This window comes from Neopusillimonas maritima (assembly GCF_003576595.1).
Taxonomy (GTDB): Bacteria; Pseudomonadota; Gammaproteobacteria; order Burkholderiales; family Burkholderiaceae_B; genus Neopusillimonas; species Neopusillimonas maritima.
The window spans coordinates 615,002-639,439 of the sequence record NZ_NQOU01000002.1 but is presented as its reverse complement, the minus strand read 5'-3'; the positions used below and the strand labels follow the sequence as shown (position 1 = coordinate 639,439).

18 protein-coding genes are annotated in these 24,438 nt (G+C 54.9%); 9 read left to right on the top strand and 9 right to left on the bottom strand.

The window, feature by feature from the left end; translation table 11 throughout:
• Positions 1-14: 14 nt before the first annotated feature.
• Both argS and CJO09_RS07995 read right to left on the bottom strand, forming a co-directional pair.
• A complete protein-coding gene (argS, locus tag CJO09_RS08000; RefSeq protein WP_119441878.1) occupies positions 15-1,700 on the bottom strand; it encodes an arginine--tRNA ligase in 1,686 nt (561 codons plus the stop codon).
• Between the two features lie 60 nt (positions 1,701-1,760).
• Entirely contained in the window at positions 1,761-5,522 is a 3,762-nt protein-coding gene (locus tag CJO09_RS07995) for a phospholipase effector Tle1 domain-containing protein (RefSeq protein WP_119441877.1), read from the bottom strand.
• Positions 5,523-5,622: 100 nt separating this feature from the next.
• On the opposite strand from CJO09_RS07995, the gene CJO09_RS07990 reads away from it, so the two are divergent.
• Positions 5,623-5,964 (top strand): DUF1840 domain-containing protein, encoded by a 342-nt coding sequence (locus CJO09_RS07990; RefSeq protein ID WP_119441996.1) that lies wholly within the window; start codon positions 5,623-5,625, stop codon positions 5,962-5,964.
• Between the two features lie 74 nt (positions 5,965-6,038).
• Here the strand turns inward: CJO09_RS07990 and leuA are convergent, their stop codons facing one another.
• Positions 6,039-7,736, bottom strand: coding sequence for a 2-isopropylmalate synthase (leuA, locus tag CJO09_RS07985; RefSeq protein ID WP_119441876.1), 1,698 nt, complete (start codon positions 7,734-7,736; stop codon positions 6,039-6,041).
• Positions 7,737-8,085: 349 nt separating this feature from the next.
• Complete coding sequence (locus CJO09_RS07980) at positions 8,086-8,631, bottom strand: hypothetical protein (protein WP_119441875.1); 546 nt, start codon at positions 8,629-8,631, stop codon at positions 8,086-8,088.
• Between CJO09_RS07980 and rpoN the strand changes: the two genes are divergently transcribed.
• From rpoN to CJO09_RS07960, 4 genes are all read left to right on the top strand, one after another.
• The gene (rpoN, locus tag CJO09_RS07975) at positions 8,630-10,177 is read left to right on the top strand and encodes an RNA polymerase factor sigma-54 (RefSeq protein ID WP_245961264.1); all 1,548 of its coding nucleotides are present in this window, start codon (positions 8,630-8,632) and stop codon (positions 10,175-10,177) included. The two genes, CJO09_RS07980 and rpoN, sit on opposite strands and share 2 nt — an antisense overlap.
• A 77-nt stretch (positions 10,178-10,254) precedes the next feature.
• The gene (locus CJO09_RS07970; RefSeq protein ID WP_114419537.1) at positions 10,255-10,521 is read left to right on the top strand and encodes a (2Fe-2S)-binding protein; all 267 of its coding nucleotides are present in this window, start codon (positions 10,255-10,257) and stop codon (positions 10,519-10,521) included.
• Between the two features lie 93 nt (positions 10,522-10,614).
• Positions 10,615-11,085, top strand: a complete 471-nt coding sequence (bfr, locus tag CJO09_RS07965) for a bacterioferritin (protein WP_114419126.1) — start codon at positions 10,615-10,617, stop codon at positions 11,083-11,085.
• 107 nt (positions 11,086-11,192) lie between these two features.
• A complete protein-coding gene (locus CJO09_RS07960) occupies positions 11,193-11,930 on the top strand; it encodes a cupin domain-containing protein (RefSeq protein WP_119441874.1) in 738 nt (245 codons plus the stop codon).
• Between the two features lie 7 nt (positions 11,931-11,937).
• Here the strand turns inward: CJO09_RS07960 and CJO09_RS07955 are convergent, their stop codons facing one another.
• The 3 genes from CJO09_RS07955 to CJO09_RS07945 form a co-directional block, all read right to left on the bottom strand.
• Positions 11,938-13,023 carry an AI-2E family transporter gene (locus CJO09_RS07955; RefSeq protein WP_119441873.1) on the bottom strand — a complete coding sequence of 362 codons (1,086 nt, stop codon included), beginning with the start codon at positions 13,021-13,023 and terminating at the stop codon, positions 11,938-11,940.
• A 68-nt stretch (positions 13,024-13,091) separates the two neighbouring features.
• A complete protein-coding gene (locus tag CJO09_RS07950; RefSeq protein WP_119441872.1) occupies positions 13,092-13,745 on the bottom strand; it encodes a hypothetical protein in 654 nt (217 codons plus the stop codon).
• A gap of 61 nt (positions 13,746-13,806) precedes the next feature.
• Positions 13,807-15,408: a peptide chain release factor 3 gene (locus CJO09_RS07945; RefSeq protein ID WP_119441994.1), complete on the bottom strand. Its 1,602-nt coding sequence runs from the start codon at positions 15,406-15,408 to the stop codon at positions 13,807-13,809.
• Between the two features lie 96 nt (positions 15,409-15,504).
• On the opposite strand from CJO09_RS07945, the gene CJO09_RS07940 reads away from it, so the two are divergent.
• From CJO09_RS07940 to CJO09_RS07925, 4 genes are all read left to right on the top strand, one after another.
• Positions 15,505-17,706 (top strand): sensor domain-containing protein, encoded by a 2,202-nt coding sequence (locus CJO09_RS07940; RefSeq protein ID WP_119441871.1) that lies wholly within the window; start codon positions 15,505-15,507, stop codon positions 17,704-17,706.
• A 198-nt stretch (positions 17,707-17,904) separates the two neighbouring features.
• Positions 17,905-18,126: a zf-HC2 domain-containing protein gene (locus CJO09_RS07935; protein ID WP_119441870.1), complete on the top strand. Its 222-nt coding sequence runs from the start codon at positions 17,905-17,907 to the stop codon at positions 18,124-18,126.
• Positions 18,119-19,069 (top strand): arsenosugar biosynthesis radical SAM (seleno)protein ArsS, encoded by a 951-nt coding sequence (arsS, locus tag CJO09_RS07930; RefSeq protein ID WP_119441869.1) that lies wholly within the window; start codon positions 18,119-18,121, stop codon positions 19,067-19,069. The genes CJO09_RS07935 and arsS overlap by 8 nt, the downstream gene beginning before the upstream one ends.
• Positions 19,070-19,175: 106 nt before the next feature.
• On the top strand, positions 19,176-21,332 hold the full coding sequence (locus CJO09_RS07925; RefSeq protein ID WP_119441868.1) for an FAD-dependent oxidoreductase: 2,157 nt from the start codon (positions 19,176-19,178) through the stop codon (positions 21,330-21,332).
• A 14-nt stretch (positions 21,333-21,346) separates the two neighbouring features.
• Here the strand turns inward: CJO09_RS07925 and CJO09_RS07920 are convergent, their stop codons facing one another.
• Positions 21,347-22,768 (bottom strand): HlyD family type I secretion periplasmic adaptor subunit, encoded by a 1,422-nt coding sequence (locus tag CJO09_RS07920; protein WP_119441867.1) that lies wholly within the window; start codon positions 22,766-22,768, stop codon positions 21,347-21,349.
• Positions 22,765-24,432 carry an ATP-binding cassette domain-containing protein gene (locus CJO09_RS07915; RefSeq protein WP_119441866.1) on the bottom strand — a complete coding sequence of 556 codons (1,668 nt, stop codon included), beginning with the start codon at positions 24,430-24,432 and terminating at the stop codon, positions 22,765-22,767. Before CJO09_RS07915 ends, CJO09_RS07920 begins: the two co-directional genes overlap by 4 nt.
• Positions 24,433-24,438: the final 6 nt, after the last annotated feature.

Genomic DNA, 24,438 nt, shown 5'->3' with positions numbered 1-24,438 from the left:
TCTAATGCACGCCTTTACATTTTTTCCGGAGCCGAAACCCCTAGTAGCGCAAGGCCTTCCGCCAGTACTTGCCGGGTGGCCTGGGCAAGACGCAAGCGGGCGGTTTTAAGGGATTCGTCATCCACCCGCACACGTTCAGCGTTGTACCATGCGTGGAAGTCGGCCGCACAATCGCGTAACCAGAAAGCAATATGGTGTGGGGCCAGTTCCTGGGCCGCCAACGTGATGGTGGCGGGAAATTCCGCCAACCTTTGTAACAGAGCAAACTCGGTGGGCGCAACCAGGCGGCTGGTGTCTGCTGTGGCCAGTGTGTTGGGATTCACCCCTGATTGCGCCAGTACCGAGCAAATACGGGCATGGGCGTATTGAATGTAATACACCGGGTTTTCTTCGCTTTTTGATAAGGCCAAGTCAATATCGAATACGAATTCCGAGTCGGCGCGACGTTGGGCCAGGAAAAAGCGCACGGCGTCCTGGCCGACCCAGTCGACCAGGTCGCGTAGCGTAACGTAACTGCCTGCGCGCTTTGAGATTTTCACTTCCGCGCCCTGGCGAACGACCTTCACCATCTTGTGCAGAATGTATTCGGGAAATGCTTTGGGAATGTTCATGCCAAGGCCTTGCAGGCCGGCGCGAACCCGTGCAATGGTACCGTGGTGGTCGCTGCCTTGAATGTTGATGGCGCGGTGGTAGCCGCGTTCCCATTTGGCGACGTGGTAGGCCACATCGGGCACGAAATAGGTGTAGCCGCCTTCCGATTTGCGCATGACGCGATCTTTGTCGTCGCCGGTGCCCAGTTCGGTGGTACGCAACCACAGCGCGCCGTCTTTTTCGTAAGTATGGCCGTTTTCTATAAGCGTTTTTACGGCTGCCTCAACCCGCCCGGAAGTATACAAACTGCTTTCCAGGTAGAAGTTGTCGAACTTCAGGCCGAACGCCTGCAAGTCGAGGTCTTGTTCGCGGCGCAGGTAAGTTACGGCAAAGTGCCGGATATCCTCCAGGCTATCGATATTGCCGGTGGCAGTGACGGCGTCGCCGTCGGCGGCCTGCACAGTGCGTTTGGCAAGAAAATCGTTGGCAATATCCACAATGTAGTCGCCCCGGTAGCCATCGGCGGGGAAGTCGGCGGAGTCGGGTTCGATACCCCTGGCGCGCGCTTGCACGCTAATAGCCAGGTTGTCGATTTGGTTGCCCGCGTCGTTGTAGTAGAACTCGCGAATAACCTCGTAACCTTGAGCGGTTAAAAGACGGCACAAAGAGTCGCCCAGCGCGGCCTGGCGTGCATGGCCGACATGAAGCGGCCCGGTGGGGTTGGCTGAAACGAATTCAACCAGCACTTTTTCGTTGCGCGCGGGTTGCACGCCGTAGTGGTTACCTTCTTCCTGAATGGCAATCAGTACCGCCTGACGAGCGGCAGCGGTAAGACGAAAGTTAATGAAACCGGGTCCGGCCACTTCCGCCGATTCGATGATTTCCAGCACTTCGGCTTGCTTCAGCAGGGCGTCGATAATGCTCTGAGCCAGCTCGCGCGGGTTTTGTCGTGCCGGTTTGGCCAGTTGCATGGCAATATTGCTGGCCATATCGCCGTGTGCCGCCACCTTTGGGCGCTCAAGCGTTATGGCTGCATGATGATTTGGTACCAGGTTTGAAACGACCTGATCGATGTGGGAAATAAGTGCTTGTTGTTGCCCGGGCAGCATAGATAAGATGAAGAAACTTAAGAAAAATTTGAACAAAAAGCGGCAAAAAACCGCGAATGGTCAATGATAGCGTGAAACGTTCCCTGTTGTCGTGTCGGGTGCCTGCCAGCCCAGGGTATCGTAGAGCCAGGAAGCATAGCCTTGCATGTCGACCTGCCCCACTTCGTTGCCTGCCTGGCGCCGCCAGTTGGGCAGGCGCTGAATAAATGACTCAACCTGTTCACGTGTAACACGCCCCAGACGCGGGTCGTGATCCTGGTAGTTGTTGCGTTTTGTTCCGTCGGCGTTTTCAATGCGGCGATCACCGTTCTGAACGGAGCGCAGGGTGGGGTTGCGCGCATCATGCAAAATGGGGTTGGAAATGATTGCGTCATCGAGCGAGTCGCTGAACTGCAGGTTGGCTGCACGGGCCTGCCAAAGCATCCAGTTCAAACTTACGTCCGATAAGTCTCCGCGCGAGATACTTTGCCCGTTTTCATCAATCACAATGCCGCCGCCGATATCGGCGTGGGCGCCGACAAACGGCGCTTCAACCGAATTCAAAGCATGGTTTTGCCCCACGACCATGAGAGGGAAAAGCCAACGGTGCTCATGCAAGGCAATGGCATGGGCAACCCATTGCCAACTGTCGTCGATCGTCATATTGAATTCGTCGTTGCGGCTACCGCCGATGCCGAATTGGGCAACCGTGTCGAACAAGCCCAGAAAGCGCAAATCGACACAGGCGGAGACCAGGCCGCGTAAAGGGTCGTGAAATGAGAACTGGTTGTTCAGGGTGTACTGGCTGATCTGATTGGCGAAGTGGCGGGCCATGGCACTGCCGCGCGAATAGCCCAGAATGTCGATGGGGCGCATATCGTCGGGGCTTAGCGTTGCGTTGCCCAGGCCGGACAACAGATTCTGCCATTGTCGGTTGATAATGTCAGGTGCGCTATAGGCGGTCAGCGCGTCCCAATCGGTTTCGTATGGGTTGCCGGGCCCCGACTGGTAAAAAACCGGCCCGCCTTCATAACGCTGGGCCAGTTTCCATACATTGCTTTGTGTTTGCGCATTATTACGGGTACCGTCGAACGCGAATAGCATGAGTCCCAATGGGTCGATATACCGGCGTGGTTGTTGCCTGGCATAGCCTAATGCGTCGCCGCCCGGAAACGGCCCCAGTGGGTCGGGCTCCAGATAGTGGCCGGCCTGCGGGTCGTAGGTGCGATGCAGGTTGTCGTGCCAACCGGTATCGGGGTCGGCATGTTGGCCGGGCAGGCGCAGGTTGAGCGACAGGCGCTCAATTTTCACGTTGGCCTGGCCGGTAGGTGAGTAGGAGGCCAGCCACATGATTTCCTGATTGGCATCCGTCACCAGTCGGGGGGCGCCCAGGAGATCGCTTTGAATAAAGTAAAGCCGGCCTTGTGGATATCGGAGGCTGTATTGAATGAAGCCAACCGGGGTGTGGTGTACATAAAGGTACCGGCGCGACAATAGGGGCTGTAACGAGTGCGCATTGTTTGAACTTCGTTCGGCAACGCGTTGGCCGTCGAGATACCAGAAAGCCTGGGTCGGGGTTGTGTCGCGGCCCGAGCGGTATCGCTTTATAAGCCGGCCGAATGCGTCGTGTTGATAGTGAATATGATGGGTGGTCAATACGGTTTTCAGGCGTCGATCAGCGCCATACCGAACTGGGGTTTGGTTGATTTGCGTCGGCAGCCCCGAGGCGTCGCGTTGGATACGCGGGTGCTGTGTGCCGCCGGAGTGCTTGTGGGCCAAAAGCGCACCGCTGTCTTGCCAGGCATACCAGCGGGTTTGTCTGTGATGTAAATCGCTTGCCGTGTTGCCTGTCATGTGCAGGGCGCCGATCAGGCGTTGCTTTTGGTCGTGCTGATAGCGCCGGTGACGTATTTCGGCGCCGGCGATATCCTCTTCAACAACCTGTCCTTGGGCATTCAGCCGGTAAGTTTGTTGCCAAACCACCGGCCGACTCCCGTTTGCCGCGGCAGCCTGAAGGCTTTGGCGCGCAAACCCGGGGCCGATTGTGGTGGAGGCTTGAAGCCCGTTGCCGTAGCGATAACCGGCGGTTTGGTTGGGCACGGGTGGTGCTTGCACTACAACGTAACGGCGCCCTTGAGCACTCTCCCAAACAAGCCGTTGCAACTGCGTTCCGCGCCAGGTGTAATGCAAGTTGCCGCCTTCAGGCAGCGCGTGTCGAATACGTTGGTTTTGTTCGTTGTAGGCGAACCGGGATCGTAATATAAGCGCCGCTCCTTGGCCCGGGCGGGTTGATTCTTGCGAAATAAGGCGTCCCTGCAAATCGTATTCAAATTGCAAGGTTTCGTTCGGGTGACGCACGTGAGTTAAAAGATTTCCACGCCATTGCAACGCGGTGGTGACGCGTTTATTACCTGGGCTCGAGGAGATGATGTTTACCGGCCGCCCGGCACCGTCGTAGTGGTAGTGCCAAACATCGCCGTTGGCGAAAACGCGGCGGCTTGGCAAGCCGTTTGGTGTTCGGTTCAGTACGGTGTTGCCGGTCAACAATGAATACCACCGTTGCAGTTGTCCTTTTCGATTGAAATGCAGTTGCAGATTCGGCCATCCGGATTGGCGCGAATTTAATTGCCGTATTTGCCCTTGTGGCTTTCGGAAAATATGTAGTCCGTTGATTTGTTTGAGTTCGCCGTACCGTGTGTATTGTGCGCGGGTGCCGGGTGCCGCGCAGCCCGGGCAGGGGTCTCCGCTAACTGCATGAAGCCGCGGCCGACCATTAACCCAGCGAAAAAGAAAGCGAGTGTGATGGCCGTTGGCTTGTTGCACGTTGGTAACGCCTGTGCGTCTCGGTACAGCAACGCTTTCATATTGAAATGTTAGGTATTGCGTATGGGTTTTGGCTGGGCTCAAATGATGCAGGGCAAGCAATTTAACCCGCCCGTTATGGTCAAGTGTCCAGTGTCGCCACGGTTTGAAAAGCGTATTGGGCGCCTGTTTTTTGTCGATGCCGACCAAGCCGCCGGAATGAGGTGGTGAATGTAAAGCATAGTGATACCGGTGGGCGGTTCTATCGGGCAAAATAGCCTGGCGCAACCGCGGTATGCGTTGGTAACCGGCAAGCGTGTACAAGTAACGCAGGGTGCCGGTTGGCATTTGCATGGCGCTTAAACGTGGTTGGCCTTCCAGAAAGCGATATTGCAGTGTGATTTTTCGGCCGTTAAGAACAAGGGTGTGCGCCAGCCCGTACAATGCCTGCCCCTTTTCCAGGTGGCGCAGCACGTGAAGCTCGACGTGTGCATTGCGCAACCGAATCAGTTGGCCGTTAAGGTTGAACGCAAGAGTTTGGCCGCTTAAGCCTTGCCATGTCCAACCTTCGTTCGTTTGCTCGAGCTTGCCGTACGGGCTTGTGTACGCTGAATGGGTGTTCCGGCGGGTGAAATGCGTTCGGCTTGCGTCAGCATGCCGTATGGTGGCGTGATGGGACGATAGGCTCAAGCGCGTTTCCCAATCCATTGACCATGCCGGCCCAAGGATACTGCCGGGACCTTGGTTGTTCGCATGGTAGTGGCGCCGGAACGGCCCATCGCGCTCGAAGTGTATTTTGTGGCCCGTTGCCAAATGAACTGGGTTGCCTGCGCCTGAGTTTAATGAAGGTTCGGTATGAACGGCCGAGGTAAGGCCGCCCGGTAGGCAGGGGGCGTCGGTGCCCGGTCGCATGCATTGGCTTTGCGCCGTAACCCTGGGTGTAAAAACAGTGAGCGTCAAAAGAAGGGTCGTGATAGCTGCTGCAAAACGTGCGCCTTTCAACTGGGTGATGCCATGTGATGGTGTCTGCCTGCCTTTCATAGCCCTTGTCTGAGTGGTTCTGTGCAAGCCGTTATCTTGCCGCTTGGCAGGTTATGAAAGTTGGGGTAGTGTATGAATCTATCTATTGGGAGAAACCGAAATGCTAGTTGTCTTTCATGCCAAGCCGGCTGCCGAAGTGCTTATGTTCGGCAACCATGCGCTCGATGTATTACGCGCTGCCGGGCGCCATTACGATACGCTGCCGGAGCGCGGGGTGATTACGTCGGCGCAGCTTGACGATGCCATTGCCAATATCGAAAAAACCATGTCTTTTGAGCCAACGTCGTACCAGGATGACGATGGCGAGGAAAACGATACGAAAGAACATCCCATTTCCCAGCCGGTAAGCTTTCGCCAGCGGGCATTTCCCTTGTTGGCCATGATGCGTTTATGCCGCGAGCATAAGGCCGACATCACATGGGAACCGGCGCCTACCTGGTAATGCATAAAAATGGCCGCCCTGAGGCGGCCGAACCGGGTTGTGTTGTAACGCCAGGCCAGGCCTGGCTTAACGCTTTACGCCGCCGCTTTGGTTCGCGCGGCTTGTTCTTGCGCTGCGTGCCGGTTAACGGCACTTAAAATAGCCAGGAACGAGGCGGTAACAATATCAGCGTGAATACCCACGCCGAAGCCGGGCATCGATTCACCCACGCGAACCTCCACATAAGATGCCGCCCGGGTGTCGGTGCCGGTGCCAATGGCGTGTTCGTGGTAGCCCAGTATCGAAATGTCGGCTCCCAATGCGTTCACAAAGGCGGAAATGGCGCCGTCGCCCTGCCCTTTCAATTGCACCAGCTTGCCTTTGTGCTCAAGCTCGACCTCAATAGCGAAGTGTTCGCCGGTTTTGGCGCTGGGGTCGCCGGTGATGCGGTGGCGCACCAGTTTCCACGGGCGTTCCAAGTCAAGGTATTCCGAACGGAACAAATCGTGAACATCGCCCGCCGTGACTTCACGACCGGTTTCATCGGTAACGCGTTGAATGGCGCGGCTGAATTCAATTTGCAAGCGGCGCGGCAATACCAAGCCGTGTTCTTGTTCAAGCAAGTACGACACCCCGCCTTTGCCCGATTGGCTGTTCACGCGAATGACGGCGTCATAATTGCGGCCCACATCGGCCGGGTCGATGGGCAGGTAGGGCACTTCCCACAAGGCATCCGCGTCCTGAACGGCAAACCCTTTCTTGATGGCGTCTTGGTGCGAGCCCGAGAAGGCGGTGAAAACCAGGTCGCCCGCATAGGGGTGGCGCGGGTGAACCGGCAATTGATTGCAATATTCTACGCAGCGACGCACTTCGTCGATGTCGGAAAAGTCGAGGCCGGGGTGGATGCCCTGGGTGTACAAGTTCAAGGCCAACGTAACGAGGCACACATTACCGGTACGCTCGCCGTTGCCGAACAAGCAGCCTTCCACTCGATCGGCGCCGGCCATTACAGCTAATTCAGCAGCGGCAACGGCTGTGCCGCGGTCGTTGTGCGGATGCACGCTAACGACAATACTTTCGCGGTTCTTCAGGTTTTTGCTGATCCACTCAATTTGGTCGGCATACATATTCGGCGTGGTCGCCTCAATGGTGGCCGGCAAGTTCAGGATAATCGTGGACTCGGGCGTAGGCTGCCATGCTTCAACCACGGCATTACACACTTCAAGCGCGAATTCGGGTTCCGTGGTGCTGAAAACCTCGGGCGAATATTCGTAACGCCAGTAAGTTTCCGGGTGCTTGGCGGTGAATTCCTTCACCATGCGGGTACCCGCAACGGCCAAGTCGCGGACCTGGTCTTTTGTCATGCTGAAGACAATCTTTCGGAACGCCGGAGCACAAGCGTTGTACAAGTGCACAATGGCTTTCTTTGCGCCCGCAGCCGCTTCCACCGTACGCGCAATCAAGTCTTCGCGCGATTGGGTCAGCACAATAATGCTAACGTCGTCGGGAATGCGATCCTCCTCAACCAGCTTGCGGACAAAATCAAAATCGGTCTGCGAGGCCGATGGAAAACCAACTTCAATTTCCTTGAAACCGATTTTGATCAATTGTTCGAAAAAGCGCAGCTTGCGCTCGACACTCATGGGCTCGATGAGTGACTGGTTGCCATCGCGCAGATCGGTGCTCATCCAGATAGGGGGCGCCGTAATTTTTTTGCTGGGCCAGGTGCGTTCTGAAAAGTCACGTGTGAACGGTACAAACGGGCGGTATTTGTCAGATGGATTCGAGAGCATGGTACACCTACTGATTAACTGGTTATTTCTTTAATCAACAACCCGTTGCCTTCAAAGGGTCGATACAAAGCCGACGCGAAATTTTGAAGGGAAGCTTGATTGACCAAGCGGGTTGTATTTTGATTCGGGAAGAAAATTTGGCGTGGCACAAACGGCTGCCGGACTGCCACATAGCGCTAGGCCCGACAACCGATCGGTAGTAGCAGGGGTAGAGCCAGAGAGAAGAGAGGAGAAACCGTAGCCGCAACCGGGCTGCCGCGGTGAGCGCGACCCGAAATGCCAGCAGAGGAAAAAGTTACGGTATCCATACCCATAGTCGACCATATTTATGCCGAATTTGCAAGCTTTTTCAGGGCGGGTCGACAGGGGGGGACCCCAGTAATTGCACGTGTTCGCGTGAAATAGCGATTTTTTGGGCACGCCCGTTGCGCAGCTCCCGTGACGTTTGTTGCAAATCGCCAACAGTAATGGGTTCTCGCGGGTTGTCCCATACCCAACGCAGGACGTCTTTGGCGGGTTCCGACAATTGCGCAACCAGGGATTGCATCGTATTGGTTGTAACCACCTGTGCATTGACCCGTTTGCGCCCTGCACGCACAAAGTTAATTAGAAAATAGGCAATAATAAGCGTGCACAGCGCCACCAATGCCCACCAGAAATAGGGGTTGTAGCGATTCAAAAATTCAATGGTGGGGCCACCTAATACCTCGAGACCGGTATAGTCGACCGTGTGGCCGAATGCAACCACGCGTTGCAGCAGGTAGTACCACACAAGGGCAACGACCACGACGACAACCGTACAAATGATTTTGTGCGTTGCGGTGAGCTTCAACAGGGTGTTACGCAATGCAGAGAAATCGCGGCGCGTGGGCTGGTGGGTGGATTCTGTTTTCATGCGGGCTATTTTACCTATGCAATCGCGACAATCGATACAGTTACGCCAGCAGCAGCAATTGGCTTTAACGCCACAATTGCAGCAATCAATTCGGTTTTTGCAGCTATCGGCGCAAGAACTCGAGCTTGAGGTGGCGCAAGCGCTGACTGACAACCCGCTGCTGGAGCTTGAGGGGCAGTATGACACCGACACGTCCAGTGCGGAAGAGGGCCCGTTGTCGCAAGACGACGGCGGTGCGCAGCAAGACAATAATACGTATCTCGATGAAGCCGAGCATTATGGTGCCCAGCCGTCGATGGGGGAACGTTCCCAAGACGATGATTACGCACCGCGCGAGGCTGGGTCAGTGGAAACCTTGCGGGATCATCTGCTGGGGCAATTGAATGTGACGCGCGCCACTGATCGTGACAAGGTGTTGGTCACGCTGCTGGTCGACGAACTGGATGAAAATGGCTTGTTGCCGGTGTCGATTGATGATGTGGTGGGGTATATAAATGGTCATTTGGGCGTACCCGAACCCCAGGACACGCCCGGCGCAGATCAGGCGCCGCAGGCAGCCGTCGAAAACGATGATGAGGACGAGGACCCACACCTGGTCTCTCGCGAGGAAATGCTTGCCGCGCTGCGTTTACTGCAATCGTTTGATCCGCCGGGGGTGGGAGGGCAAAGCGTGGCGGAATGTTTGCAAATTCAGTTGCGACAAACGCAGAGCATCTACCCGATCGATGTTTTCGATTGCGCGATGCAAATGGTGGGCGAGCATCTTGATATGCTTGCTGCGGGTAATTTCACCCGTTTGCGAAACCAGCTGGGCGTGTCGCAAACTATTTTGCAGGCGGCGCACAAATGGGTTTTAAGCCTGAATCCCAAACCGGGCCGCGCCTGGGCGCAAAGTGTGGCCGATTATGTGCGGCCCGAAGTGATTGTGCGTAAAGTGGAAGAGCAATGGCACGCTCGTTTGAACCCCGCTGTTTTTCCGCGTTTAAGGGTGAACCCCGAATATGAACAATGGCTTCAGTCAAACAAGGCAGACGAAAGCACGTCGGCACTTCAGGTTCAGCTTCAGCAAGCGCATGGTTTGATGAAGAGTGTGGCTCAGCGCTTTGAAACGGTGCTTCGGGTGGCGGAGTTTATCGTGCGGCATCAACAGGCTTTTTTCGAGCAAGGGCCGCAAGCCATGCAGCCACTGGTTCTACGGGATATTGCCGACGCGCTCGAGATGCACGAATCAACCGTATCGCGCGCCACCCGTAACAAATACGCCCAAACGCCTTGGGGGGTGTTTGAGCTTAAGTATTTTCTGGGGACGTCATTGGGCGGCGCCGGCTTGGCGCCGGCGTCATCGGGCACTGCGGTGCGTGCCATGATTCGACAACTCATCAGTGCCGAATCCACTCAGAAGCCCTTGTCCGACAATAAAATTGCCCAGTTGCTGGCTGAAAAAGGGGTTGATGTAGCGCGTCGTACAGTGGCCAAGTACCGTGAAGCAGAAGGCATCGATGCCGCGTCTGTGCGTAAAGCGAAGGCGCGGTTAAAAAGGGCGTAATTTTTTGTGGCAGAACAGTTACAAAAAAAATGGGCAGGGGCTTGCGTTGAAGAAAAACATGGATGATAATTATTCTCATGTTTATTTGTATCTGTAACGCCATTACCGAGCGGCAAGTGCGCGAAGCGGTTGCCGGAGGCGCTCATACCATGTCCGATCTCCAGGCCCAGTTGGGTGTGGCGTCGTGCTGTGGGTGCTGCTCCGATACCGCATCCGAGTATCTGCCCGGTGGTCGCCAGGCTGCGTACCCCGCAGTGCACGATATGGTTGAAACCATCGAGGCAGCAGCGAACGACACCGCTCTACCCCCCGGCTTCACGGAAGTCGTGGCCCGACGCGCCTGAAAAAGGCGCTAAATTATGGTTCCTGCTAGTGCGAAAGTCGCACTGGCGTGGTAGGCTTGTTATCTAACGTTTTGCAAGCCAAGGAGAACCGTCATGAAGGGCGACGCCACCGTTATTCAGCACCTGAATAAACAACTCAAAAACGAACTCACCGCCATTAACCAGTACTTTCTGCATGCGCGCATGCTGAATCACTGGGGCTTCAACAAACTAGGCAAACACGAGTACGACGAGTCCATCGGTGAAATGAAGCACGCCGACAAACTCATCGAACGCATTTTCATGCTCGACGGTTTGCCGAATCTTCAAGACCTGCATAAGTTGCTTATCGGCGAAAACGTGCCGGAAGTGTTGTCGTGCGATCTAAAGCTCGAATCGGGCGCTCAGGAAACCATCAAAGACGGCATCGCCTATTGCGAGTCGGTGCGCGATTACGTGTCACGTGATTTGTTGCAGGAAATCCTCGACGACACCGAAGAACATATCGATTGGCTTGAAACTCAAATCGAACTGGTTGAAAAAGTAGGTGTTCAGAACTATTTGCAAAGCCAAATGGAAGAATAAGTTTTTCAACTGTAGCCATGTAAAAAGCTCTCTGATGTTGCTTCGGGGGGCTTTTTCATTTTTTTCCCGGCCAACCTTACGACTTCCAACCAACTTTACGAACAGAAATGCAGATTAATGCCGATTTCTCAGAACCCGCCTGCGTTTTGCCTGATGAATATGAATGGAGGTCGTCTCCTCAGCCGGGCGTTGAGCGCGTCATGCTTGACCGCATAGGTGAAGAAAAAGCACGCGCAACCAGTATTGTTCGGTATGCGCCTGAGTCTTACTTTCCAACCCATTCGCACCCTGGGGGCGAAGAAATCCTGGTACTGTCGGGTACGTTTTCTGAAAGAAACCTAACGCAAGACGACAGCTGCAAGCCGAAGAACGGTCTTAGTCCGGAAGATCATCGTAATTCGGAAGATACGTATCATTATTCGGCGGGGTGGTATTTGCGCAGTCCACCTGGCTCGTCGCACCGGCCCTTCAGTGGCGAGGGCGCGGTGATTTTCGTGAAACTTTGGCAAATGGGTGCCGATGAAACGCAAATGGTGCGCCTGAACACGAATGATCCTGCGAATTGGGTCAGTGAACCCCAGCGCGTATATTGCCAACTTTACATAGGCTCGCGGGAAAACGTGCAGCTAACGCGTTTGCATGCCGGCGCGTCGTTGTTCACAAAAGCGATTGAAGGCGCCGAGATACTGGTGCTGGAAGGCGGTCTGAATGACGCAAGCACGTTTTACCCCGCAGGCGCCTGGGTGCGGCTGCCTGCCGGCCGGTATCCTTCAATTGTGGCTGGCGAAACAGGGGCAAAATGCTACGTTAAAACCGGGCGCCTGGGCGGGCCCAACGCACAATAACGTTGCACTACTCAGCGGTTTCCAGTTGTTTTTGATGCTGGAGCCCACGGGGCCAGGCATACACTAGCGCTTTTAAAAGGGTGGCGAGTGGGATGGCGAAGAAAATGCCCCAAAACCCCCAGATTCCGCCAAAAAATAGCACCGCCACAATAATAGAAACGGGATGAATGTTGTTGGTTTCGGAAAATAAGATGGGCGCCAGTACGTTGCCATCAAGCGCCTGAATAATGCCGTATGCAATAAGTACATACATGAATTCGTTACTGAACCCAAAGTAAAATCCCGCTACTGCGGCCACTGGTATCGTGGCCACGGCCGCGCCAATGTAGGGTACCAGTACAGAAAATCCAACAACTACCGCCAGCAAGGCTGAGTAGGGCAAGCCAAAAAAGGTGAACGTAATAAAAGAAACAATGCCGACAATAATAATTTCAATAAATTTGCCGCGTATGTAGTTGGCAATTTGGTCGTCCATTTCGTTCCAGATACGCGTCATTAAGGTGCGCTTTTTTGGCAGCATGGACAGTACAAAATCTATTAGTTTGCGCCGGTCTTTCAGCAAGAAGAAAACCAGAATTGGCACCAGAACCAAATAAATAATCAAGGCCAGGACGTTACCCAAAGATGAGAGCGAAAGTGTTAGTGCACGTTGGCCGAACTGGGTTATTTCGCGCCCGGCTACGTATATCCACTCTTGAATTTGGTTGGGAGTAATAAGCTGCGGAAACCGGCTTTGCAGGTTGTCTAGTAAAAGCTGTCCGCTGGCAAATATGCGCGGCGTTTCTTGTACCAACCCAACTAACTGGTCCCAAATTAAGGGCAATAATATAAAAGCAAGGGTAAGCAATAACCCAATGAAGCCCACAAACACCAGAATAACGGCCAGCAGGTGTGGAACACGCCGTCTTTCAAGCCAACTTACAACGCCCTGCAGCAAAAAAGCAATAACCAGCGCGGTTAAGAAAGGCGCCAGAATATGCCCGAATAAAATGACCGTAGCAAAGCCCAGTACCAGCACAACCAACAGAATGACTGCCTCTTCGTCGGAAAAGTAGCGGTCAACCCAGTTTTTGAATATTGCTTTCAGGCCCATGATTTATTCTTTATGCCGTCGCCAATTGTGTGGGGGTGAGCTGGTATTTGAAGCTGGCCTGTTAGGAATTAAAAGTTTCGGGAAGGACATTCTTCTATTTGGCCCCAGGCGTTGTTTGGGGTGCAGTATTTGTTGCGCGCCGCCCATGTGCAACTGGGGCGGTCGAAAAAGCTTTCCAGGTTGCATTGCTGCAGTTCGTCTTGCAGCTGTGCTCGCCAGTTGGTCTGGCCGGTACCGGTGCTATTCATGGGTATTTCCGGTGGTGGCGGCGGGGGGTCGGGCATTTCCACCGGTTGCAACGGCATATTGCCGCTTTGCGTGCCCAGGTTCGACATCAGGTCGCCCACATCGCCAATGCCCGAAAGTCGGCCTTGCTCTATGGCGGCAATTTGTTCTGCTTCAACCATCGTAATAGGGTTTGTTGACACCGCAATTACTTCACTGGCCAAGGTCTCGCCCGCCGCTTTTTCTGCAATTTGCCAAGGCACAGGTTCTACGCCCTGCGGAATGGCCAGTTGTCCGTTCACCAGCGGCTGAGGAGGTTGTTGCGAGAATGGGCGCCCGTCGGCATCGAGCACTTCAACCGGCGCCAGTTCAGGCCGACCCGGTGCTGCGGCAGCGGTTGGCCCATGGGCAACCAGCCATTCGCCCAGGCGCAGGCCGCCCCAGGCTGAGGCGCCCGCCAGGACCAGCAGAATTGCGAACATGATTCGCCAGGACATTTAAACCCTCGGGTTATGAAACACGATTCCAAGTATAAAGCGTTGAGCGAAATACCGTGTGTCAGGTTGAGAAAACCTGACCGCCGTGTTCACGCATCGCGTGGAAGGTGACATCGGGGTAGAGCTCTTGAACGACACGCAATTGCGCGGGTGAGCTGGCCAGGAAGGCGGGCGCTTCGACCACATCATAGGCAATATTAGCGGCATTGCTGTCGAGAAACTTTTGCAAAGTTTTACTATCGGGCGCGGTGACCCAGCGAGCCAGGTTGTAGCGCGATGGCATCATTCGGGCGTCGACTCCGTATTCCGACTTCAATCGTTGTGCCACCACTTCGAACTGAAGTTGACCGATGGCGCCCAACAACAATGCGCCCCCTGCTGCGACGGGTCGGAATACCTGGATAGCGCCTTCTTCGCCCAGTTGCGTGAGCCCGGTACGCAATTGCTTGGTGCGCAAAGGGTCTTTGACCTCAACGGCCTGAAACAGTTCCGGCGCAAAGAACGGCAAGCCGGTAAATTGGAGCTTTTCCCCTTCGGTTAGCACATCGCCCAGGTGCAGCACCCCGTGGTTGGGAATGCCGATCACGTCGCCGGCAAATGCTTCTTCAACCAGTTCGCGCCGCTGTGATAAAAACGACACCACATTATTCAGTCGAATTTCCTTGCCGGTCCGGGCCACTTTCAGGCGCATGCCGCGATTGAAAACGCCCGAGCTGACACGCACAAAAGCCACGCGATCCCGGTGGGCCGGATCCATATTGGCCTGAACTTTGAAGACCACGCCGCTGAATTTGGTTTCATCAGGCTGAACCTTGCGTTCCAGTGCTTCGCGTGGGCCGGGTGGCGGGGCCAAGTCCACCAACGCATCCAGCACCTCCTGAACACCGAAATTATTAATCGCGGAGCCGAAAAAGACGGGGGTTTGACGCCCGCCCAGAAACGCCTCGTGGTCGAAAGGGGGCGCAGCGCCCGTGATCAGATCGATCTCGTCGCGTGCCTTGTCGAAATCCGTGCCGAAACGGGAGGCGATATCGGGGTTGTTAATACCGTCAATTAACTCGTCGTTCTCGGTACGGCGTTCTTCCCCTGCCCGGAAAACACGCATGCGGTCGCGTCGAATATCAAATACACCGCCGAAATGACGTCCCATACCCACCGGCCACGAGAACGGAATGGCATCCATCCCGAGATGGTCTTCAATTTCTGAAAGCAGGTTCAGCGGTTCCTGAACTTCGCGGTCGAACTTGTTGACGAAGGTGATAATGGGGGTGTTGCGTGCGCGACACACTTGTAACAATCGAATGGTCTGCGGCTCAACCCCGTTGGCGCCGTCAATAACCATTAATGCGGCGTCTACGGCGGTCAGCACACGGTAGGTGTCTTCAGAAAAGTCTTGGTGGCCCGGGGTGTCGAGCAAGTTGATGACGCAGTCGCGGTATTCCATCTGCATGACCGACGACGCCACGGAAATGCCGCGTTGTTTTTCGATGTCCATCCAATCGGAAGACGCATGACGTGAAGACTTTCGCCCCTTCACCGCCCCGGCAATTTGAATGGCACCCGCGAACAGCAAAAGCTTTTCAGTTAGTGTGGTTTTACCGGCATCGGGGTGGGAAATAATGGCGAAAGTGCGGCGGCGGGCGACTTCCTGTGGGATAGGCAAAGAGGACATTAACTCGTTAAGTAGGGAGGTTTTTAGATGGAAAAATAAGAAGTTGCGGTATATTAAGCAAAAAATTAACAGGCAATAATTCAACTCATGCGTTTCCGCTCAGGTAGCTCTTCACTATGCTGTACGGCGGCAAAAGTAAAAGCGGCGGTAACGCCGCTAATGGTACTGGCACTTGTATGGGTGTTCGGCAGTTCAATTTTTAATCTTGCATCAGCGCAAATACAAAACGCGACACGCACAGAACTGCTTCCGGGAATGTTTGCCTATCAGCCAAAGCCGATGCCAGCGTTGAACTGGATGCCTGATCCGCCTCATTATATAAATTTGCGCACGCAAGACCAACTCTCTGGCGTATTGGCTACGCTTGTTGCTCCTCAAGGTGGCCATGTCGTCCCGCTGGACGCAATTAACATTGTTGAGTCCGGAGGGGACCATGTCGACATTGCGAATGCTGCAATCAGCGTGGTTTCACCCCGGAACGTCACATCTTTTGGCTGGCTCGATATTTGGCAAAAGTACACACTCATGCTTGCCATATTGGCGGTGTTAATGGTGGCAACGATTGGCCTGGCTTTCGTGTTGATGTTGATTTACCGTCGTGAACGACGAGTTCGCAGGCAAAGTCGTGATAGCCAGCGACGGTTGGAAAGCATTATTGACGGCACCCAGGCCGGTACCTGGGAATGGAATCTTCAAACAGGTGAGCTGCGTTTGAATGAGCGTTGGGCGCAGATTGTCGGGTATCAACTGGCGGAACTCGAACCGATTTCGATTCAAACCTGGTTAAGGCTCGTTCATCCCGACGACGTGAATGTATCGGAAAAACTTTTGAAACAACATGTTGCCGATGAACATTCGCATTACGACTTTGAAGCGCGTATGTGGCACAAAGACGGTTACTGGGTTTGGGTTCACGACCGTGGGCGCCTGGCCACCCGAACACCCGACGGCAAGCCTGAATGGATGTTTGGTACGCATCTTGATATTACCGCCAGAAGGCGTGCCCAGGCCGAGCGCGACGCCTGGTTGACGCGTTTTCGGGAGTTGTCGGCGAATGTTCCCGGGGGCTTATATCAATATCGTCTAGACACTGAAGGCAACAGCTCATTCCCGTTTGCCAGTGATGGTATCCGCGATATTTATGGTTTTTCGGCTGATGAATTACTGGAAGATGCCTCGGCGGTCTTTCAGCGCATCCATCGAGACGACGTGCAAGGGGTCAGTACATCGATTCAACAGTCGGCACGCACTTTGGCGACCTGGCGCCATGCCTATCGGGTTTTGCATCCGTCTTACGGCGAACGATGGGTGGAGGGTACAGCAACGCCCAAGTTGCAGCCGGATGGCGCGATTTTGTGGCACGGTTATTTAACTGATATCACCGAGTTAAAAAGGGCACGCGACCAGTTGCGATTGGCTGCCAGCGTGTATGACGCGAGCCGCGAAGGCATTTGCATCACCGACCGGCGACATCGTTTTATTGACGTGAACCGTGCTTTTGTCGAATTAACCGGTTATGAACTCGACGATGTGAGAGGTGCATTCAGTGAATCAGTTTTTGTTGAGAAGCCCGATGCTGCGACGCCGTCGAATGCGATGATGGCAGGCCTTGAGCGAGAGGGGCGCTGGCGGGGTGAGCTATGGGCAAAACGCGATGCCGGTGGTTTTTTTCCGGTAGAGTTGTCGGAGGTCGAGGTGTATGACGAAAAGAATACCGTTGCACATCATGTCACGGTCTTTAGTGATATTTCCGAGCGCAAGAAATACGAGAAAGAGTTAAGTGAAATGGCGCATTTCGATTCGCTGACAGGGATTCCGAACCGGCGCCTTTTTGCGGAATGTCTGAAACATGCCCTCGATAGCGCGCGCGCTCAAGGTGAGCGGGTTGCCGTGTGCATGATGGATCTGGATCATTTCAAGCCTGTCAATGACAGGTATGGGCATGAAGCGGGCGATAAGGTGCTGATTGAGGTCGCCCGCCGGCTTGAGAGGGTGGTTAAGAGTGGGGATACCGTCGCGCGCCTGGGGGGCGACGAGTACGCGCTGGTTATTTGCCACTCCGAAGACGAATCGATTTTTGATCGCATCCTTGATGCTGTGCGTGAGCCGATTGTTTTGGCGCAGGGTCAGGCCTGCGTAAGTGGTAGTTTGGGCGTTGCCTATTTTGAGCCTGATCGTCCACAGGACGGCGACTTGCTCATGCGACAGGCAGATCAGGCCGCCTACGAGTCGAAATCTGCAGGCCGCGACCGTGTCACGGTGTATGAGCCGGAAAGCGTTGAGCATTAGCCAGACTGTAAGAATTGGGGGCGTAGCGTCGACTAACCAAAATGAATAAATACATACGCACGCCAAACCAATGAACTCAGACTCCCGAGCCGACCTAGCCGACCCGGTTTTTTTACGCGGCCTGCCCGATCAGCAGGCGCGCGTATTTACCATGCGCGAGTGTTTGGAGAACACTTGGTTTTTGGAAGGTGAAAAGCCATGTTGAATTGTCGGGGGGTGACCCAATTGCTATCGGAGTCATTGGATCGGGAACTATCATTGTCTGATCGTATGAATTTGAAGATTCATGTCATGATGTGTTCCGGGCGCCGAAATTTTGGCCGGCAAATGAAAGTATTACGCGAGGCCTCGAGTCGCTATGCCGACGGCGAAGTGCCCACCCAGGAAGAACAAAGCAGTAACGGAGAGCGCAATGCATGAAACCATCACGTTATTGAAGGCCACCGATTTCCCCGCTATTGAACGGCAAACCGTTGAGACCCTGCAGGTGAACCTGGGCTACAAATGCAATCAAAGTTGCGTACATTGCCATGTGAACGCAGGGCCGAACCGTTGGGAGATGATGGATGAGCAGACCCTGGATTTAATTCCACTGGTGCTGTCTGCACGGGGTATTAAAACGCTGGATTTAACCGGCGGCGCACCGGAACTGCACACGCAGTTTCGGCGTCTGGTGCGTGCGGCTTCACGCATAGGCGTAAAAGTGATTGATCGCTGTAATCTCACCATTTTGTTCGAGCCCGGGCAGGAAGATTTGGCCGCGTTTTTGGCCGAACATAATGTAGAAATCGTAGCCTCGCTGCCCTGTTACTCGCTTGAAAATGTCGACAAGCAACGGGGCGATGGCGTGTTTGAAAAAAGCATTGCCGCTTTGCAAAAACTGAATGCTTTGGGTTACGGGCGCCCCGATAGTGGCAAGGTGCTGAACCTGGTATATAACCCGCAGGGGCCGCAACTACCGCCGAGTCAGCAAGCGTTGGAAGCCGACTACAAGCGCGAACTGAATGCGCATTTCGGTATTGTGTTTAACAGCCTCTTCACATTAGCCAACATGCCCATTAAACGATTTGGATCCATGTTGATCTCAAAAGGCACTTTTCGCAATTACATGCAATTGCTGAAAGATAATTACCAGGCGCAGAACCTGGAAAGCGTTATGTGCCGCTCAACGGTCAGCGTGGATTGGCAAGGCTTTTTGTACGACTGCGATTTCAATCAGCAATTGTCGCTGCCTGTGCCGGGGGCGCAGCGCCATTTACGCGACATGCTTGAAACCGATTTGAACGGCAACGCTATTTGTGTGGCCGATCATTGTTACGGGTGTACGGCGGGCCAGGGAAGTAGCTGCGGCGGCGCGTTATAGAAACGAACAAAAGAAAACACTTTAAAAGCTGCTTTGGTATAGGGTGTGCCAGTTATACAAGTGACGTGCAGCGCGTGCGGCGCTCCGGACATAAAAGGCCGTATAAATGAAAAAGATCTCGTTGGCCCTTTTGCTTGTGGTGTTGGTTGTTGCGTTTTTTGCATTCGATCTGCAGCAACTGCTTACGTTGAGCAACCTGAAAGCAGGGATGGCGCAGTTTGAGGCGTGGCGTGCCGATCAACCCGTTTTGGTCGGAGCCATTTATTTCGCCGTTTACGTGGTGGTCACCGCATTGTCGTTGCCTGGTGCCGTCATCATGACGCTGGCCGGTGGCGCGTTATTTGGTTTGTTCTGGGGTGTGGTGCTGGTCTCGTTTGCCAGCACAATCGGGGCCACGTTAGCTTTCCTGGTGGCGCGTTATTTGCTTCGCGACGCGGTTCAGCAGCGTTTTGGCCGGCGCTTACAGGCCTTGAACAAAGGGGTTGAAAAGGAAGGTGCGTTTTATCTGTTTACCCTGCGGTTGGTTCCCGTCTTTCCCTTCTTTGTTATTAACTTGCTCATGGGGTTAACGCCTATGCGTGCCCGCACCTTTTATTGGGTGAGTCAGGTGGGGATGCTGGCCGGCACGTTGGTGTACGTGAATGCAGGCACGCAACTGGCGCAAGTAAATGCGCTGGGCGACATTATGTCGCCTTCGTTGTTGGGGTCATTTGCGTTGCTGGGTGTCTTTCCTTTGGTAACGAAGAAAATGCTTGCCTGGATAAGGCGGCGTAAGCAGCGTGTCCAGTACACACCGCCCAAGCATTATGACCGGAGTCTAATTGTTATTGGCGCCGGTGCGGGTGGCTTGGTCTCGGCTTATATCGCGGCAGCCGTGAAGGCAAAAGTCACACTCATTGAGGCCCATGAAATGGGCGGCGATTGCCTGAACTATGGTTGTGTTCCCAGCAAAGCGTTGATCAAAAGTGCGAAAGTCGCACATCAAATGCGACACGCCGATCAGTTCGGGTTGGAACCTGCGTCACCCGAGTTCTCGTTTCGCAAGGTCATGCAGCGGGTTCATCAGGTCATTCAAGCCGTGGCACCACACGACAGCATCGAGCGTTATACCGGGCTGGGTGTGGAAGTGATACAGGGCTATGGGCGCCTGCGCGACCCTTGGACAGTTGAAGTTGAATACCGCGATGGCAGCACCCAAACCCTCACCACCCGGTCGGTGATTCTGGCTACGGGCGCCCGGCCCATTGTGCCGCCTCTGCCGGGCATTGAAGACACCGGTTACGTTACCAGCGATACGTTGTGGTCGGCGTTTGCCGAAATGGATACGCCGCCGTCGCGGTTGGTGATTTTAGGCGGTGGGCCGATTGGCTGCGAGTTGGCACAAAGCTTTGCCCGTTTGGGTTCAACCGTTACCGTTGTGGAGATGGGCCAACGGCTTTTGACGCGCGAAGATACCGATGTGGCGCAACACATTGGTGCTGCGTTGCAGAATGAAGGCGTGCTGCTGATGACGAACACCAAAGCCGTGCGTTGTGAAAAGCAGGGCGAACAAAAAGTACTGGTGGTGCAGCGCAACGGCAACGAAGAAGCTGTGCCGTTCGATGCGCTGTTGTGCGCGGTGGGCCGCCAGGCCCGACTGGAAGGCTATGGCTTGGAAGCCCTGGGCATTGAAACCCACCGGGTGATTGCTACGAACGAATACCTGGAAACCTTGCACCCCAATATTTATGCCGTCGGCGATGTGGCCGGCCCATTTCAGTTTACCCATGCCGCCGCGCACCAGGCATGGTATGCCGCCGTGAACGCGTTGTTCGGGCATTTTAAGCGCTTCAAGGTCGATTACCGATTCATGCCCTGGACAACCTACACCGACCCCGAGGTGGCGCGTTTGGGTTTAAGTGAGCAAGATGCCAACGCGCAAGGTGTGTCCTACGAAGTGACGCATTTTCCCATGGCGGAACTGGATCGTGCCATTGTGGATGGTGCAACGGGCGGGTTCGTGAAAGTGTTAACCGTGCCGGGAAAGGATCGGATACTGGGCGTGACCATTGTGGGCGACCACGCAGGTGATTTACTGGCCGAGTTTGTGTTGGCCATGAAACAGGGGCTGGGGCTGAATAAAATTCTGGGTACGATTCATGCCTACCCCGGCTGGACCGAGGCGAACAAATACGCGGCCGGCGAATGGAAAAAGGCGCATGCGCCGCAAGGCGTGTTGCGCCTGCTGGAAAAGTATCACGCCTGGCGGTTGCGTCGTTCGTAATTTCGACAAACGGTTTAGGGTTCCGTGAATGCCATGCGCATGCCGTCGAGTATCGGGCTGGCCAGATAGGAAAACAATGATCGCTCGCCGGTAAGAATGGCGACGCTGACCGGCACGCCGGGCAGCAAGGGGTAGCGCAGATTGCGGTGTTCAAACGCCAGTGTGTCGGGCCGGATACGGACGCGATAGTAAGGCGTTTTTTGTTCATCCAGGACAGAGTCCGGGCTGATTTCGACGACCTGCCCTTCGATCGGCCGGTAACCCCGCGCAACGATCGACATCAATTGAATGCGGGCGGGTTGTTCGCTATGGACCATGCCCACATCCCCAACCGGTAGGCGTGCCTCGATCAGAACGGGTTCGTCGGCGGGCACCAGGGTCAATAACGTGCCCCCGGGCTGCAAGACACCTCCCTCAGTAACGATATTCAATGTCAGCACGATGCCTTCGATGGGCGCTCGTACAACAGAGCGCGCCTGGCTGTCTGTGAATTTGCGCTGGCGCTCTTGCAGTTCGGCCAGTTGGCGCTGAATTTCCGCCAGTTCATTTTGCAAGCCTTCCGTGTCGCCCGAGCCCAAGGCCTCCAATGCTGCACGTTCCTGTTGAAGGGCAGCCTCGACACGCTGTTGCGACGCCTCGATTTCAAGCAGGGAGCCGCGGGCCTGTTCCTCTTCTTTCAGCAGATTCAGGTGCTCGTAGCGATTGGCCAGGCCTTGTTTCATCAGGCGGTTACTGATGCCGATTTGTTCCTGTAGCAGTTTCAGGCGCTTTTGTGTGCTGGCACGACGGCTGCCCAGTTCTGTTTGTTCGGCCAGTCTTTGTTCGATTTTCTGGTTCTGTTCCTCATAAGACGAGCTTAGCCGGCTGCGTTGAGCCTGGAATAAGGCTTGCGCAATTGAGACCTGGTCTGGAAACTGCGTTGCCAGTGCTTCGGGTACGGAAAAGCTGTCTTGTTTGTTTAGCTGGGCGTTGATGCGTAGGCTGCGAATACGCAGCGCGCCCATGGCCGCTTCAAGTTCGCGCATTTCCGATTCTGTGGCAACACGCTCGATTTCGACCAGTGGCTGATCCTTTTCGACTCGCTGGCCTTCACGCACCATGATCTTGCGAACAATGCCTCCCTCCAGGTGCTGAACCATTTTTGTTTGCCCGGCATTAATCACTTCGCCGGTGGAGTGGCTGGCAATATCGACGGTGAAAAGCATCGACCATACAAGCAAAACCAGCATCAGCAGTCCGGTGATTCTGATGCTCAGGCGACTGGTCAGGATGTCGTCGCCGGGAAGGGCCGGGTCGTGACGATTATCGGGCACCAGCAGGCGGATTAAGTAACGCGTTAGCTTGTGCCGCTCCAGCCGGGCAATAAGCGGGTGAACTGCGGCGGCATCGTCATTGTTTTCCTGCAGCTTTTTCAGGTTTTCAATTGGATCACTCATGCATCGTCTCCGGCGGCGACAGACGTCACGATGTGCGGGGTGGGTTTGCTGTTCAGGTCGATACGTGTGTCGGCCGCTGATTGAATGAAACGCTCATTGCTCATCACGATCAGGGTGCGTCCTTCACGTGAAAGCCGGTTCAAGATCGCGGCGATGGCCTGGCAGCCTTCGGCATCCACGCCCTCCGACGGATCGTCCAGAATAACCAATGGGCCCTCGCTGACCAATGCCCTTACCAGAGCAAGTCGTCGTTTAATTCCAACCGGGATGGCATGGCCTCCCCCGCGAATTTTCATGTCCAGCCCCTCGGAACCCGACTCAACGTATCGTGCAACAGCGGTTTCCTGGCAAAGGGCCAGAAGGTGCTCATCGGTGGTTTCCGGTTTCAGGACGGTCAGGTTCTCTCTTAGCGTGCCGTCGAAGAACAGCGGCTCCTGCGGCAGGTAAACGATTTGCTGACGCCACCATGTCGGATCTGCCTGGCGTAAATCCATGCCGTCGATTTTGATTCTGCCGCGGGCCGGCTCCAGTAGTCCCGCCAGCAGTCTTGCAAACGTGGTTTTCCCGCTGCCATTGGCTCCGCTGACGACCACAACCTGACCGGGTTGAATGTCGCAAAAAAAATGTTCCATGGTGGGCACCGGCTGACCTTTGTAGGCAAAGCCCAGGTCCTCCAGCGTGACACCGCCCCGATACGTTTGAAGCTTCATGCCTTCACTGCGTTCTTTGGGGATGCTGCACAGTTGCTGCAGTAATTCCAGTGCTCTGTCGCCCCGGCCGATTTGTTCACTCAGGCCCAGTGCCCGGGTCATGGCGGCCAGCGCACGGCTTGCCAGGATGTTGGCGCCAATGAGCGTGCCGACGTCCAGGTTGCCTGTCATGACCTGGCGGGCGCCAAGCCCCATGATCAGGATACTCATGAGAATCGTGCCCGCATAGCTGGCATTCTGTATGACGCTTTGCAGTCGATTGGTATCGGCGCGTAACAATGCCAATTGTTCAATCTGCGCCTGCCACTTCAGTTTGAGCGGTTCGGCGACACCGAACACCCGAACCATTTCCCCGCCGGCGGTCAAGGTCTGCTGATGGCCCGCCAATTGAATGTTGGCCTTGCTTTGCGCCTGCATCGGCATACGCAGTTTCTGTTGGGCCAACAGCGAAACGGCGGCAATGAACAGCATGAGCAGTAATGCAAAAAAGGCCAAAAAGGGGCTGATCAGAAACAAGACACACAAAAACACCAACGCAAAAGGGGCGTCGAGCATGGTCACCAGGTTCGGTGCGCTGAAACATTGCTGTACCGTTGTTTGCCCGCCAATGATTTCCCTCCTGGCCGGTGCAGGGAGCTGTTCCAGCAAGGAAAACTGGCCCCGTGCGGTTGCATCGAAAATGTCGCCCGACAAACGTTGGTCGGCCTGCATGCAGAGCCATTGTGCCAACTTGAGACGGGCGCCTCGCAGGAAAATTTCAAAACCAACGGCAATGAGGGCGCCAATGGTCAGGCTGATCAGGGTTGCGTCGACCCCCAGCGCCAGATAGCGGTTCAGTACCTGAATGCTGTAAAGCGAGCTCGCCAGCCCCAGCAGGTTGATTAACAGTGATGAAACCAGCAACTCGGTACGTAACGATTTGTGCAACGAAAAACGCGCTAGAAACTCTTTCATTGCTTG